The organism is Streptococcus sp. AS20 (genome assembly GCF_000524255.1).
GTDB classification, from domain to species: Bacteria; Bacillota; Bacilli; order Lactobacillales; family Streptococcaceae; genus Streptococcus; species Streptococcus constellatus.
Genome location: NZ_JANS01000011.1, coordinates 244,997 through 259,664 on the forward strand (window position 1 = coordinate 244,997; position 14,668 = coordinate 259,664).

The 14,668-nt window shown below is 37.8% G+C and carries 8 protein-coding genes, 7 tRNA genes and 3 pseudogenes; 7 read left to right on the plus strand and 11 right to left on the minus strand.

The annotated features are described in order from the left end of the window. Positions 1 to 2: 2 nt before the first annotated feature. Both HMPREF1514_RS06675 and HMPREF1514_RS09585 read right to left on the minus strand, forming a co-directional pair. Entirely contained in the window at positions 3 to 1,037 is a 1,035-nt protein-coding gene (locus HMPREF1514_RS06675; RefSeq protein ID WP_037598194.1) for a S66 family peptidase, read from the minus strand. 218 nt (positions 1,038 to 1,255) lie between these two features. Further along, positions 1,256 to 1,435: pseudogene (locus HMPREF1514_RS09585) on the minus strand (gamma-glutamyl-gamma-aminobutyrate hydrolase family protein); the annotation flags it as partial. 84 nt (positions 1,436 to 1,519) lie between these two features. Between HMPREF1514_RS09585 and HMPREF1514_RS06680 the strand changes: the two are divergent. The 4 genes from HMPREF1514_RS06680 to HMPREF1514_RS06695 all read left to right on the plus strand — a co-directional run bounded on the left by HMPREF1514_RS06680 (position 1,520) and on the right by HMPREF1514_RS06695 (position 5,295). Continuing rightward, positions 1,520 to 2,536: an NAD(P)H-dependent glycerol-3-phosphate dehydrogenase gene (locus tag HMPREF1514_RS06680; RefSeq protein WP_003036582.1), complete on the plus strand. Its 1,017-nt coding sequence runs from the start codon at positions 1,520 to 1,522 to the stop codon at positions 2,534 to 2,536. A 27-nt stretch (positions 2,537 to 2,563) separates the two neighbouring features. Next, on the plus strand, positions 2,564 to 3,463 hold the full coding sequence (gene galU / locus HMPREF1514_RS06685; RefSeq protein ID WP_037598195.1) for a UTP--glucose-1-phosphate uridylyltransferase GalU: 900 nt from the start codon (positions 2,564 to 2,566) through the stop codon (positions 3,461 to 3,463). Positions 3,464 to 3,897: 434 nt separating this feature from the next. Next, positions 3,898 to 4,572 (plus strand): hypothetical protein, encoded by a 675-nt coding sequence (locus HMPREF1514_RS06690; RefSeq protein ID WP_003070819.1) that lies wholly within the window; start codon positions 3,898 to 3,900, stop codon positions 4,570 to 4,572. 12 nt (positions 4,573 to 4,584) lie between these two features. Next, positions 4,585 to 5,295, plus strand: coding sequence for a hypothetical protein (locus tag HMPREF1514_RS06695; protein WP_003070820.1), 711 nt, complete (start codon positions 4,585 to 4,587; stop codon positions 5,293 to 5,295). A gap of 251 nt (positions 5,296 to 5,546) precedes the next feature. Here HMPREF1514_RS06695 and HMPREF1514_RS06700 read toward each other — a convergent pair whose 3' ends face one another. Beyond that, positions 5,547 to 9,878, minus strand: coding sequence for an SspB-related isopeptide-forming adhesin (locus HMPREF1514_RS06700; protein WP_037598196.1), 4,332 nt, complete (start codon positions 9,876 to 9,878; stop codon positions 5,547 to 5,549). Positions 9,879 to 9,903: 25 nt separating this feature from the next. Beyond that, entirely contained in the window at positions 9,904 to 11,319 is a 1,416-nt protein-coding gene (locus tag HMPREF1514_RS06705) for a MucBP domain-containing protein (RefSeq protein ID WP_037598197.1), read from the minus strand. A gap of 530 nt (positions 11,320 to 11,849) precedes the next feature. On the opposite strand from HMPREF1514_RS06705, the pseudogene HMPREF1514_RS09700 reads away from it, so the two are divergent. The 3 genes and pseudogenes from HMPREF1514_RS09700 to HMPREF1514_RS06715 all read left to right on the plus strand — a co-directional run bounded on the left by HMPREF1514_RS09700 (position 11,850) and on the right by HMPREF1514_RS06715 (position 13,956). Further along, a pseudogene (locus HMPREF1514_RS09700) lies at positions 11,850 to 12,650 on the plus strand (rolling circle replication-associated protein). After that, positions 12,625 to 12,833 (plus strand): annotated as a pseudogene (locus HMPREF1514_RS06710) (DUF3173 family protein). Before HMPREF1514_RS09700 ends, HMPREF1514_RS06710 begins: the two co-directional pseudogenes overlap by 26 nt. Then, positions 12,823 to 13,956 (plus strand): site-specific integrase, encoded by a 1,134-nt coding sequence (locus tag HMPREF1514_RS06715; RefSeq protein ID WP_037598198.1) that lies wholly within the window; start codon positions 12,823 to 12,825, stop codon positions 13,954 to 13,956. Before HMPREF1514_RS06710 ends, HMPREF1514_RS06715 begins: the two are co-directional and overlap by 11 nt. 84 nt (positions 13,957 to 14,040) lie before the next feature. Here the strand turns inward: HMPREF1514_RS06715 and HMPREF1514_RS06720 are convergent. From HMPREF1514_RS06720 to HMPREF1514_RS06750, 7 genes are all read right to left on the minus strand, one after another. Continuing rightward, a tRNA-Leu gene (locus HMPREF1514_RS06720) sits at positions 14,041 to 14,124 on the minus strand. Positions 14,125 to 14,132: 8 nt separating this feature from the next. Further along, positions 14,133 to 14,204 (minus strand) — tRNA-Gln (locus HMPREF1514_RS06725). 13 nt (positions 14,205 to 14,217) lie between these two features. After that, positions 14,218 to 14,290, minus strand: a tRNA-His gene (locus HMPREF1514_RS06730). Between the two features lie 12 nt (positions 14,291 to 14,302). After that, positions 14,303 to 14,373: transfer RNA gene (locus tag HMPREF1514_RS06735), tRNA-Trp, on the minus strand. A 6-nt stretch (positions 14,374 to 14,379) separates the two neighbouring features. After that, positions 14,380 to 14,460: transfer RNA gene (locus HMPREF1514_RS06740), tRNA-Tyr, on the minus strand. A 14-nt stretch (positions 14,461 to 14,474) separates the two neighbouring features. Then, a tRNA-Phe gene (locus tag HMPREF1514_RS06745) sits at positions 14,475 to 14,547 on the minus strand. A 6-nt stretch (positions 14,548 to 14,553) separates the two neighbouring features. Further along, positions 14,554 to 14,627, minus strand: a tRNA-Met gene (locus HMPREF1514_RS06750). Positions 14,628 to 14,668 lie beyond the last annotated feature (41 nt).

A 14,668-nucleotide genomic window follows, 5' to 3' on the forward strand; every position in this document is an offset into this window, starting at 1 on the left:
ATTTATTCTGGCTCATTCAAAAATCGAATCACTTGCTCGTTGGCATCCACCTCAGCTTTCGCTCCAAAAGGAACAATTGCTCTTGGAGTAGCATGTCCAACATTTAAATTATATAAAATAGGAATATCTGTATCAATGACATCAAGCAGGATTTGTTTATATTCTCCATAATAAGTTTCATCCATTGGTTTTCCGACAAGAATCCCATTTAAAACCGTAAAAATTCCCATTGCTTTTAAAGTTTCTAACATTTTTCGATATAAAGTTGGTTCTGGTTTTTCTTCACTGGTTTCCAACAAAAGAATTTTTCCTGCCCACTCTGAAAGACTAGGAAAGAGCTGATATTGCGCACACAATTCAATCGTATCCTCGTATCTTGTATTATCAAATATCTGATAGAGTGACTCCAAGCAACCACCTAAAATTTCTCCAGTAAAGATTGCTTTGCCTTTTAGCAATTCAAATCCTTGATTTTCATGACGAGTTCGTTTCGTTCCCAGGGCTTTTTCACTGAAATCCGTTCTCTCCTCGTACCAAACTTCGCTCGGGCGGATTTCTGAGATACTGCCTGTCGTAATCAATTCTTTAAAATAAGCAAATGTGTAAGGGAGCATATCTGTCTCTAGTTCACAAACATCAGCAAGAAAAGACTGCCCATAAAAAGTCTTGATCCCTAACTTGTGCAGCATAAGATGATTGATCGTAGTATCAGAAAAACCTAGGAATACTTTCTGGTGTACAACTTTTTTTAGCTCATCATTCTCAAACAAATAAGGCAGCAACCGATAAGTATCATCTCCACCGATAGCACATAAAATCATATCAATTGAAGAATCCTTGAAAGCCTGAATCAAATCTTGCGCTCTGGACTCAGGATGATCTGCCAGATAGCCCATTCCTTTTTGTGCATGCTCTAAAAACTTCACTTCAAGCCCCAAGTCTCTCAAGCGCTTTACTCCCAAGTTCACTTCATGTTTAACAGCACTTTCTCCAATGATTCCACTTGATAAACTAACGATTCCAACGGTCTTTATCATCTTCTCTCCTCCTTAATCAATGATTTGAAACATTATAACATAAATCAGCCAAAAGCAACGACAAAAATATAAAACAAAAAGACCACCTTTTGGTGATCTTTATAGGGAGATTATTATGAAAAAGTTTAGGATTTCATCAAATAAAGTTAGGAGGTCTTCATTTGATAGTTTTATTATAGAATGATTTTCTTAAATGAAGCTTAAGACTCATTTTAAATTTATAATTCCCTCAAAAGGTACTGAAAAAATTCTAGATTTCCTTTTTCCTCATTGATTAAAAACTCTGGGTACCATTGAAGCCCGATGATACGACTACCATCTAGCGACTCAGTTGCTTCAATAATTTTAACTCCATGATAAAATACTGTTGCGTGAAAATTCGATGCCAAATCCTTAACTTAACAATCTAAACTAATGTTAAACAAGAAATTTATCGCTTTCTATGGTAAAATAAGACTAGAAAACTCTACAAGGAGAAGAACATGGAAAAACAAACAGTTGCTGTTTTAGGCCCCGGTTCATGGGGTACTGCTTTGGCACAAGTATTAAATGACAATGGACATGAAGTCCGTATTTGGGGTAATCTTGCCGAGCAAATCACTGAAATCAACGAACACCATACCAATAAACGCTATTTCAAGGATATCGTTCTCGATGAAAAGATTACTGCCTATTATGACTTAAAAGAAACTCTTGACGGTGTTGATGCCATTCTTTTCGTTGTTCCAACAAAAGTCACACGTCTCGTAGCTAAACAAGTGGCTGAAGTATTAGACCATCCAGTCAAAATCATGCACGCTTCAAAAGGACTCGAACCCGATACTCACAAACGACTTTCCATAATTTTAGAAGAAGAATTATCTCCAAATTTACGAAGCGAAGTGGTTGTCGTATCTGGACCAAGCCATGCTGAAGAAACTATCGTTCGTGATATTACTCTTATCACAGCAGCTTCAAAAGACTTAGAAGCAGCAAAATATGTTCAAGAACTTTTCAGCAATCACTACTTCCGTCTCTACACTAATACAGATGTCATCGGCGTAGAAACAGCCGGCGCACTAAAAAATATCATTGCTGTCGGAGCAGGTGCCCTTCATGGTCTCGGTTACGGTGACAATGCCAAAGCTGCTATTATCACACGCGGCTTAGCAGAAATTACTCGTCTTGGCGTCAAACTCGGTGCTAGTCCCTTAACATATAGTGGTTTATCCGGAGTAGGAGATTTAATTGTCACAGGAACCTCCGTTCACTCACGTAATTGGCGCGCTGGTGATGCTCTTGGTCGTGGCGAAAAGTTAGAAGATATTGAAGCCAACATGGGCATGGTTATCGAAGGCATTTCCACCACCAAAGCTGCTTACGAACTCGCACAAGAACTGGGTGTCTATATGCCAATTACTCAAGCGATCTATCACGTGATTTATGAAAGCCTTAACATAAAAGACGCCATTTATGATATAATGAATAATGAATTTAAAGCTGAAAACGAATGGTCGTAATTAGCTACTACAAAAAAGGAGGGTCATATGACTCAAGTAAGAAAAGCTGTTATCCCTGCTGCTGGACTTGGAACTCGTTTCTTGCCAGCAACCAAAGCGCTCGCCAAAGAAATGCTGCCTATCGTTGACAAACCGACTATTCAATTTATTGTCGAAGAAGCATTAAAGGCCGGTATCAAAGACATCTTGGTCGTAACCGGAAAATCTAAACGATCTATTGAAGACCACTTTGATTCAAACTTTGAATTGGAGTATAACCTCAAAGAAAAAGGGAAGTCTGACCTTTTAAAACTTGTAGACGAGACTACTGGCATTGGTCTTCACTTCATTCGCCAAAGTCATCCACGCGGACTTGGCGATGCCGTTTTACAAGCCAAGGCATTCGTTGGTAACGAACCCTTTGTCGTTATGCTAGGTGATGATCTGATGGACATTACAAACGACAAAGCAGTTCCGCTAACCAAACAGTTAATGAATGATTACGAAGAAACGCATGCGTCAACCATTGCTGTCATGAAAGTACCACACGATGACGTTTCATCTTATGGTGTTATTGACCCACAAGGTGAAGGAGTAAATGGACTCTACAGCGTGGAGACCTTTGTTGAAAAACCAAAACCAGAAGACGCACCAAGTAACCTTGCGATTATTGGTCGCTACCTTTTGACACCAGAAATCTTCTCCATTTTGGAAACACAAGCTCCAGGTGCTGGAAATGAAATTCAACTGACAGACGCCATTGATACTCTCAATAAAACACAAAGAGTATTTGCCCGTGAATTCACAGGTGATCGTTATGACGTTGGTGACAAATTTGGCTTTATGAAAACATCTATTGATTACGCCCTCAAACATCCCCAAATAAAAGATGACATGAAACAATACATCATTGAGTTGGGTAAGAAATTAGATAAAAAAGAGAACTAACAGATAGCAATTAGGATTGACAGTAACATCAAAAGTCTCTCCCATCATTACATTTTACTGTAAAAATAGAAATCATAACCATCCATCAATGCTCTGCGCCTCAAACATCTAATGATTTAGGTGCAGTTCACAAGCGGGTGGTTTCTTTATCTCGCATCTTTCAGAACGAGACGGACTAAAAGACATATCATGATATAAATTTAGAAAAATTATATTTCAACCTCTTTTTTATTTCTTTTTTCACTTTTTATAATTGTGATTCAAAACAAAAGAAAACATAGAAATAATGAGGATTTTCACTTGCAGAATATATGAATCTTATTGTATTATTTATGAAATTTTGGTAATATATATATTATAATACAAAAATTCTTGTATGAGGAAAGTTAGTGTCTGGCAATCCTTAAAATAAATAAAGAATAGAAAGGATTAAAATGTCAAAAAAGAAAAAAGACACACCGTTAGTCTTTCTAGTCTTGTTGAAGTGGTTAGCTGAACTGATTTATTTCGTAGGAATTGTGTTCGTTGCTGGCACGGCTCTCCTACTCTTAACATATAATATTCTCAATATACCGCTAGACTATATCCACATTGCAGCTTTACTCGCTTCTTTTATCTATATATTGGCTGGATTTTTAGTGGCAAATAGTTCCGAAGACATCGTTATTGCCAGCAATTACTTTAAAATTCTATCTGCTCTTGGTTACTTAGCGGTGATTAGCTACTTTGACAATCAACTATTTGATTATTTAAAAAATCCAATCGTTGATATCTGCTTGGCAATACCATTTTTAATTGCCATTATCTATAAAAAATTTTATAGAAAAATGATTTATCATGCCGTTTTTAAAAAAAATCATTCCGTCTCTTTTTATAGTGAATATTCAAGTATTGAAGAGATAAAAGCTTCCATGCTTGAAGCCGTCCGTGAAGCAGTGAAGGACGAACATAAAGAGAATGTAGAAGTCGTTGGAAAGAACTTTAGGCAAGATGTAAAGGGAAATATCATCGGTATTTTTAATATTTCACTAGCTCGTAAATTATTTAAAATCACTCAGCCAAAACTAATGCTGATTACCTTAAACTTTAATATCAATAATAATGAATAGGAGTCTATAACCATGTCAGAAATCGAAAAGCCTGTTTTAACACTAGAACAAGATCGCTTCTTAAAAAACAAATCATTTGATACTTACAAAAAGAAACTTGAAGTCTTATCAAGAGCATACAGTGCCAATGCGATGAAAACCATCAATGGTTTCTCATTAGATTCAGAAGAACAATACAAAGCACTGTTTGAAGCTGTATTCTCAGGTGTCTGGGATGTAGATACAGGTATGCGTTATGTCAATGTCACAGAAATCATTGGTGTATCCAGTTTCTTGAGTGGCCAAAAAGATGAAAATGGCTATTATGTACGCAATGCTGATGGGGAAATTGTTTGGGATATTGTAGATATTGACGAAGCTGAACTTTTCACAGATGAACAAATCGCAACCATCGTTCCGAAAGAATATCGTGGGAAATCATTTGTTCTACGTGAATTAGATGCACGTAAAGAATGGGGAGAGAAACAATCTGTTGACGGCAGCACTGCATCTGTACAACCTGTTGAAGAACCCATCATCGAAGTAGAACCTGAACCTGAACCAGTTGTTCAACCAGTTCCTGATGTTGAAACAAACACAATAAACCAACAAAAACCAGTTGTAAAACCAGACCCCGTTGTAAAGCCACGTCCAATGACGAAAGCTGAAAAGAAACTACAAAAAAAAGATTACACAAAAGAATCTATTAAAATCATCAATGCAACCATTGATAGTCTTGGATAATAAAAGTTTCTAATAATATTAAAAACCTTTCAACAATATTTGAAAGGTTTTTGACTTGTTCTCAATTTAAACGGAAACCTAAAAACGATTTGCTTAATTTTGCAAAATGGACTACTTTTATGAACTCAATTACCCCCACATCATGTCCAAGTACATAATCCAACTACAACATCCATAACAAAGAGGTTGAGACTTAGTCTCAACCTCTATTTGTTGCTATAAGTATAGCACAGAAAGAGTTAGCGTTAGAATTATTCTTCCTCTTTACGTTTCTTGAAGCCAAGCATTGACAATGCTGTAGCTGCAAACGCCAAACCTGTCAACGCTGCACCAGTATTTGTAGCTTCACCTGTTGAAGGTAAACTTACTTTCGGAGTTACTGGTTTTTTTGGAGTAGTTGGTACTACTGGAGTAGGGGTTGGTGTAGGAGGTGTTTGCGGTTTTTCAGGTGTATTAGGAGTTTCTGGCGGTGTTTGTGGTTTATCCGGAGTCTTAGGTTTATCTGGCGTTACCACTGTTACCGTATTAGAATTTCTTTCAACACCATTGATGATTTCAGTAAAGGTGTTCTTCACTGTACCATAGTCAAGTTGTTTCACTTGCATGTAACCTGTAGCTTGGAACTCACTATTATCTGAAATACTGTTCAAGAAAGCACTAGAGAATGAATACAGAACTGTTCTCGTCTTGTGATCAACAGTTTGGTTGACAAACTTCGTCAAATCTGTACCCTTGGCAAGCTTTTGACCATTCTTAAGAAGAATATCTGTCTTCGCATACCATTTGTGGACACCATTGTATTCTACTAATGAAGAGTATTTATCTCTTACTTCCATCTTTTCAATAGCTTGTCCACGATTTGCTGGTAAATAAGAAGTTTCCAATTCAAAGTTGTAGACTTGTCCAACCTTAACAGTCTTATTATTCAATGAATTTTGGTCTTTTTGACCATCTTCAACAGTCGCTACAACATCTTTCTTCGGATTGATCTTCGGAATGTTATTCGTTACCAGATTTGTTTCATGGATACCAGTAAAGTCAATTTGATAAGCTCGGTTATCATACTTGCTAGCTTCCTTGATTTCCTTCTTAACAGTTGTTGGGAAGACAAGTTTCAGATTGATACCCTTCAAGACATACTTATTTGTGTAAGCTACTGGATCATCTGCAGTAGTTACAGCAAACTCACCATCAATCTTCAAGCCTTTAGCCTTGATATAATCTTGAACCTTTTTTGGAGCTTCTGCAACAGACTTGTAAATTTTCGTTGTAAAGCCACTTTGAACCTTACCATCTGCTGTTGTTACACGAACACCAGCTAAGTTAGGAGTTACATACTTACTTGAGTATTTTTCAACAACCATCAAGCCTGCTTGCTTATCTTTATCTGTTAAGCCTGTCATACCTTTGTATTGGTCATTGTCAATATCAATCGTATAAACTTCGGTTGAACCTGCCAACATGGTCTTACCGTTGACATCTTCACCCTTAGCGTTGGTTCCTTTCTTCTTAGGTTCTGCTTTCACTTCCTTGTAGACATAAGTAACTTCGGTTACACCTTTTGTAACTTTACCTTTTTCATTACCCTTTGTCTTTTCAGGAACAAGGTTATAGATTTTATCACCAGACTTGATCGCTGTCGTCTTGTGGTCTGTCGTATCGTAATCTTCACCAACACGAGCATGAGAAGTATCCGTTACATCTTCTTTGATCTTCTTACCAGATTCATCCACATAGTGAACAACTACATCACCGAATACTTGTTTATAGATATACGTAACATCTGTATTTCCTTCAACAACGCGACCTTGTTCAAGACCTTGAGTCTTTTCAGGAACAATTTCATATGTACGACCATCTTTTGTAGTAATCGTCTTATGAGCGTGATCACGAGTATCATAAACAGTGTTGATTGGAGCACCGACTGTATCCTTTTCAGGGTCTTTAATGACTTTACCATTTTCATCTTTATAATGAACTGTTACATCACCGACTACTTCATCATAAACATAGACAACGCGAGTGGTTCCTTTGACAATCTTACCACTTTCTTGACCTTGAGTTGCTTTTGGATCAATACGATAAACCTTACCATCAGCTGTAGTAATTCTAGTTGGTTTGTGATCGGTTGTATCGTAGTTTGTACCAACTTTACTATCTGGTGTATCCACAACACGTGGTGCAATGGTATTACCCTTCTTGTCTTGGTAATCAACAACAACATTACCATATTCTTCTACTGGTTTTTCAACTTTGTCATAGACATAAACAACACGTGTTGTTCCCTCGACAACTTTACCACTTTCTTTACCTCGGGTAGCATTGCGGTCAATGCGATATGTTGTACCATCCGCTGTTGTAATAGTGGCCGGTTTATGATCGGTTGTGTCATAAGCAGTACCAACTTTACTATCTGGTGTATCTACCACGCGTTCTGCAATCGTATTACCTTGTTTATCTTGATAATCAACAACGACATTACCATATTCTTCTACTGGTTTTTCAACTTTGTCATAGACATAAACAACACGTGTTGTTCCTTCGACAACTTTACCACTTTCTTTACCTCGGGTAGCGGTAGTATCAATACGATATGTTGTGCCATCCGCTGTCGTAATTCTAGTTGGTTTGTGGTCTGTTGTATCATAAGCTGTGCCTACTGACGTATCTGGGGTATCTACAACACGTTCTGCAATTGTATTACCTTGCTTATCTTGATAATCAACAACTACGTTACCTTTCACTTCAGTGTAGTAGTTTGCTACATGAGTCGTACCTAATGTAACTTTACCTGTAGTATTATTAGTTGATGACACATATTTATAAACCTTGCCATCCGCTGTTGTGATTCTGTCTTGGTGTGTTGTTGTATAGTTTTCACCAACAGGAGTTCCTGTAGGTTTAACCGTTTGGGTATTTGTTAGTTTAGTAGTAGTTCCTTGAATATAGTTATCAAGCACAACATTTCCTGCAAGATTATATTCAACTAGATTGTATTCAAGATCTGGTTTTACAAGTGTAAAGCGAGATGGTAATTTACTTGTAAGAGCTAGCCAATAACCTCTATCCCATTGAGACTTCCGTTGCATCACAAAAGAGATGGTGTCTCCGCTTTCTGCTACACCAGCAATTCCCATCTTATAGAAATTTGGATCATCATAATCATCTTTAATATCGTGGGTTGGTCTAGTTGCCGCCAAACGACCATCACCTTGTTTTTCAACCAAAGAACCGGTAATCTTTACTGGTCGGAAATTATAATCTGTTATGCTTTCTTCGTGTTTTAGACCAGCTAATTTCCCTTTAGTAGGTTCTGTTTTTGTTAAACTAGTCATAGCCAAGATAGCTGGATTAGTCTTTGTAAATTGGATTGGATTTCCATCAGCATCATAAAAACGAATATTGACACGGTATCTAGACAGCTTATTGATGCTGTAAAAAGTATAAATCCCTTTTGTTGGGTCTTTTTCCGCAAAACCAACAATACCTGTACCACCACTTAGATTGGTAACTTCGTAGACCACTTTAGAAATTTTCTTCCCATTATATGTTGAGTTTTGAAGGTTAGTATAGGTAGCCGTAATAGTTTGCCCGTTTTCAATTTTCGGAATCACAAATCGACTTCCACCACCTGAAAGTTTCGTTGTAAAGGGTGCTTTTGGAGTCGAACCAAATGTTCCACCACCTTTAACATATTCTTCATAAGATTGCGCTGTCGGCATATCTTTTTGTCCAAATTCTGTAGCACCACTAATGGATAATTTCCCATTCGGTTCATTCTCAAATTTCAAGCCTTGACTGACAACTTCACTCAAATAACCATCAGTGCCTACATTTTCCTGTGCCTTTTTCAAATCACGTTTATAAGCATCTACTCCAGTCTTGATACGAGTCGCTTGTGTCTCTTCAAGAGTGTTAGCAAGATCTTTTTTAGCATCTGATTCGACTTGATTGTTTGCTGTTCCGATATTTTCTGTTGGGTTTTGTTTTACATCAATGTTGTAACCCTTTGCTTCAGAAACAGCGTCTTTTAACTTTTGACTTTCAACAGTGACCTTTGATTCTGTAACTCCTGTTTGTGTAGCTGGTGCAGTATGTGTTACTGAGGTAGTATCACTAGCTGAAGCTGCTACTGTAGGTGAAACTGTTGTTCCAGTTACTGGAGCAGCTGGAGTACTTGCTTGCTTCTCTGTTTCTGCTGGTGTTTCAGTCTTTGCAGTCGCTGGTTTCGTTGCACTTTCAGTCTTTGTAGCAGCTGACGCTGTTGTATTATCAGCCGTTGAAGTGGATCCTGCTGGAGCAGTTGTGGTACTTGCTGCTGGAGTTGTTTCTTTTACAGTTGTTGCTGTAGAACTACTCGCTGCTTCAGTTGCTGCTGCTTTTGATTGTGCAGCAAGACTTGTATCAGAAGCTTCCGCCACTGGAGTTGGCGTTGTTGGCTTCGTTGCCTTTACTTCATCAGCAGCTACACCTTGGTGAGCGCTAAGGATTGCAATTGTTCCAAGGGTTAAAACACCAATGGTACCATAAATTTTGTTTTTTCGGATCGAGCCATGACCCTTCGTTTTGCTATTATGAAACATAAAATTCCTCTTTTCTTTTTAATAATTATCCAATTAACCAATTATCTTTCTCAAAAGGCTTAACTTTTTTAAAGCCTAATAGAGCTAAGATAAACAAACCAATCGTTGCGAGAATCGTGGCTGCTTCCCCCGTATCCGGCAACAACGTAAACTTACCATTACTTGACTTGACAGTAACCGTTCCATCAGGATTTGCCCTAGCACCTACTTGCGCAGCTGGTACAGATGTTTTAGAACCATCTGCATTTTTGATGGTGACTTCCCCTTGGTCATTACCAATAATCTCAAAGCCCTTATCCGTCAAAAGCGGATCAGCTGGTGAAATAATGGATCTGATCGGATTATCAATCGTATCACCCTTTTTCCCACTCACAGATGAGGCATTGTTAAGGTTAAACGTTTCATCCTTTTTCAAGTCCACATCAGAAGTTGTCGATTTGTTCGTGTTCTTTTCAGTCAATACAGACGGATTGACAACATCGCTAGAAGTATCTGTCGATTCAAGCTGAGTATCTAGCATCCCATCATGCGGAATCTTATCTGGTGGTGCTACAGTATCTGCTATAGAGCTATCTGGACCGACCGACGAATCCGTTGAGGGTGCAGCTGGAGTTTTGGGTTTATCTTGTGGGGTTGTCCCTTTATTAGATAAATCCGATTCACCCGGTTTGGTCTTATCTGGGGGAGTTGATTCTGCCCTTGGTGGCACTACCTTACTAGAAGAATCTGGTGTTTCTGTGACCAGATCATAGTAGTAAGTAATAGTGGTATTTCCTTCAAGAACTTTCCCTTTTTCATAACCTTGAGTAGCTTGCGGATCAAGACGGTATTTCTTGCCCTCTGAACTAATAATCGTCTCTCTTCGGTAATCTGTCGTATCATAATCCGTTCCCACCTCAGAAGTCGGCGTGTCTAACTCTTTTGGTGCAATCAAAGCGCCATCTTTACTCTTGTACTCAACAGTGACATCACCGTATTTCTTTTCTGGATCCGATTGATTTGGCTTTGAAGACTCAGTTTCTGATGTTCCGGATCGTTGCTTTTCTGACTTCAATGGGGGTGCTGATTCTATTTTCGGCTGTTCTACCTTACTTGAAGTATCTGGTGGGTCAGTCTTTTCTTTATCTGGCACGCTTGGCGTTGGTGGTGTCGCCTTTGAAGGATCTACCTTGTCTGACGCACTTGGAGTACTCGGATTAACAACTGACTTAGCCCTGTCAGGAGTTGCAGGAACAGTCGGAGCTTTCGCAGCTGTTGTTGCATTTGTAGGTTCCTTATTAGACTCCATTGTTTCAGTAGAAGCCTTTTTATCATTGCCAACAGTTGGTGTCACAATCGTTGTGGTGATCGAACGTTCAACGTCCCGAGCCAACACAGGATTTGCACCTAAAGCTGATAATAGTACAGCCGTTGACGCTAAAAAGAACTTGCTTTTTTTCATTTAAATATCCTCTCAATATTTTAACATATCCAATATGTTAAGCCATAGTTTGAAAAACTATTCACTCTTTATGATAGTAATTTTTCCCTTAAATGTCAAGCCGATTATAGCATTTTCACAAATTTATTTAACCATATTACAGAGGTATTTTACATTTTTTGACATACTGTAAATAAATGTAGATGTATTACAGATAGATTACAGATGACCGGTAGAAAAGTAAACTAAAACGCCAACATTTTTTCGACAAAATTGGTCTAGATATATTTAAACAGTTTGTTGCATTGACTACATTTGCGCCTCTTTAGTCAAGAAAATTTAAGACATTATTCCAATAAGATTATTGTAAAAAATGAATATTTTCTCCCCTTGTAGTGCATATTTATGCACTATGTGGCTGGCTTGTGTATTTTTAAAATAAGAAGATGAAAGTCAACTTATAAATACAAACACCTATACGAGATTTAGAGCAACATTACAGGTATTCATAAAAGTCTTTTGAAAGTAGCAGAAAATTTGAACTATTTTTTATGACTTCGTACAATAAAAAGATAGTCCGCTTCCTTCTATATTGAAATTTAGGAATACGAAAAGCCAATATTTTCAAAAAGGAAAACTATTTTAAGCTGATACTGAAAGTAAAGAAATATCAAAACGTAGAACATTCGATGTACTAACACTTGAAGAACAAGAACAACATCTCGAACGTATGAAGAAAACTCGCTTAGAAGCACAGTGGAACTTACACCGTCTAGTTGATTGTAATATTGATGAGGTTGACTTCTTTTCTTACATTAACCACTATAGAACCACTTCAAAGACCTACTCAAAACATTTATTAAACGCTTTAACTATAACATATTCAAAACAAAGAAAAGTCAACTTAAATATATTGCAGTATTAGAAAAGCAAAAACGTGGAGCATGGCACGTTTATATTCTGCCTTTCAGGGTCCCTTATATTCCACATAGTCAACTCTTAGAACTATAGCGACACAGAGCAGTTCGGATAAATAAAGTCGATGTCGATAGCAAAGAAAATCCTGGGCGATATGTTACAAAATACTTTAAAAAAGGTATCGGACAAGAATTGTTGGAAAATTTCAGTAAGCAAGCCTATTTATCATCTCGTAACCTGAAAAAACCTGATGAAGATAAGTTTTATACCTGTGAAACTTTTGACTACAATAGCTCAACAGTCCTATATGAAACAGAATACACTACAAGTTTTATAAAGACAGCCAGTATTTCGATAACCATGTAAAATATAAGAAAATAAGGCTAGATAAATCAAGAAGTAAATCGCATGATAGCAACTATAAACAAAAATGACCTCGTTGCCTTTGATTTCTCTGATGGGACTTCTAAACGCATTATTCGACAAGGAAAGGAACTGCTTATAGAAAGAGAGGTTTCAGAATTTACCAAAACAAATATATTGGCACAATTCTTGCTACTATCGCTACTGAACTACTTGGCTTTGATGTTTCTTTAGGTGCACATCATGACAGTTAAAAAAGCCAAAAACGGAACATGGACTGTTGATGTTTCTTCAGGTTTTCACCCCGTTACTAAAAAGAGGATACGAATCATTCGTAAAGGTTTCAAAACCAAGAAAGAGACTTTAGATATAGAACAGCATATCCGAGTTGTTGAGTTAAAAGAAAAACGATTTGATTTTTTGGTAACAACCGATATGCTCTTCAATATACTTGAAGAGGAAGACCGACAAAACAACAGGAAAATCAGCTATATTAGTACACAGAAAAATAACTATGAGCGACATATAAAGCCTTACTTTAAAGATACAAACTTAAACAAATTGTCTTATGAACACATTTTTGAATTTCGAGAACATCTCAAAACAAAGTCCAAAAAACAAAATGGTAATTCTACATTAAGTCCCAATACAGTCAATAAAATAATGATACTTCTCAAAAAAATTTTTGATACTGGTGTAAGAAAATCATTGATAGATAAAAATCCTGTTGATAATCTAAGAACATTACCAATTAGTAAGCCAACTATCAATTTCTGGAGTGTAGAAGAATTTAACGAGTTTAGAAAACTCATTACTAACGACGAAATAAGCTATGACTTATTCTTTACTATTGCATTTTTTACTGGTATGCGAATGGGAGAGATACTTGCATTAAATTGGGGCGATATAAACTTAATCACAAATACTATTCACATCACAAAAACAGCCTACTTTGTTAATGGTATAAATCACGTCAATAGCACAAAAACTAGAGCAGGGACTAGACATATTACAATCAATCATAAACTAGCAATAAGGCTTGCAGATTGGAAAGAAAAACAAGAAGATTTACTTAAAGAATTTACAACAGATACAGAATGTCTTCAAGTTATTCAAAGCACACCAATACCAATGACAAAGAATATGATTGATAAAAAATTTAAGCAGATACTGGCTAGGAACAATCATCTAAAAAAGATACGAATACACGATTTAAGGCACTCTCACGCGTCTCTACTTATCAATCAAGGGGAAGATTATCTAGTCGTAAAAGAACGTCTTGGACACGCCTCTATCACGACTACGATAGATACATACTCTCACTTATACCCTAGTAAACAGAAAAATCTAGCCAGCAAATTAGACGATTTATTCTAAAATTGGAAATTTTTGGTAGCTCTGAAAAGAACAATATAAGTGCAAAACAAAAGACAAGGCTTAGAAACCTTGTCTTTATTACTATACCGGCGGCCGGGGTCGAACCGGCACGCCCGTGAGGGCACTGGATTTTGAGTCCAGCGCGTCTGCCAATTCCGCCACGCCGGCAAGTTAAACTGGGGTAGCTGGATTCGAACCAACGCATGAGGGAGTCAAAGTCCCTTGCCTTACCGCTTGGCTATACCCCAATACTATAAAATAGGCGAGTGATGGGGATCGAACCCACGCATGCCAGAGCCACAATCTGGTGTGTTAACCACTTCACCACACCCGCCATAATTCTATACACGGGCAGTAGGAATTGAACCCACACTGAAGGTTTTGGAGACCTTAGTTCTACCTTTAAACTATGCCCGTACAAGATGGAAGGGGAGGGATTCGAACCCCCGAACCCGAAGGAGCGGATTTACAGTCCGCCGCGTTTAGCCTCTTCGCTACCCTTCCTAATATCAAACAAATGGCGCGAGACGGAATCGAACCGCCGACACATGGAGCTTCAATCCATTGCTCTACCAACTGAGCTACCGAGCCTACCTATTGCGGGAGCAGGATTTGAACCTACGACCTTCGGGTTATGAGCCCGACGAGCTACCTAGCTGCTCCATCCCGCGCTATTCCTACTAAGGAGGATGTGGGATTCGAACCCACGCAC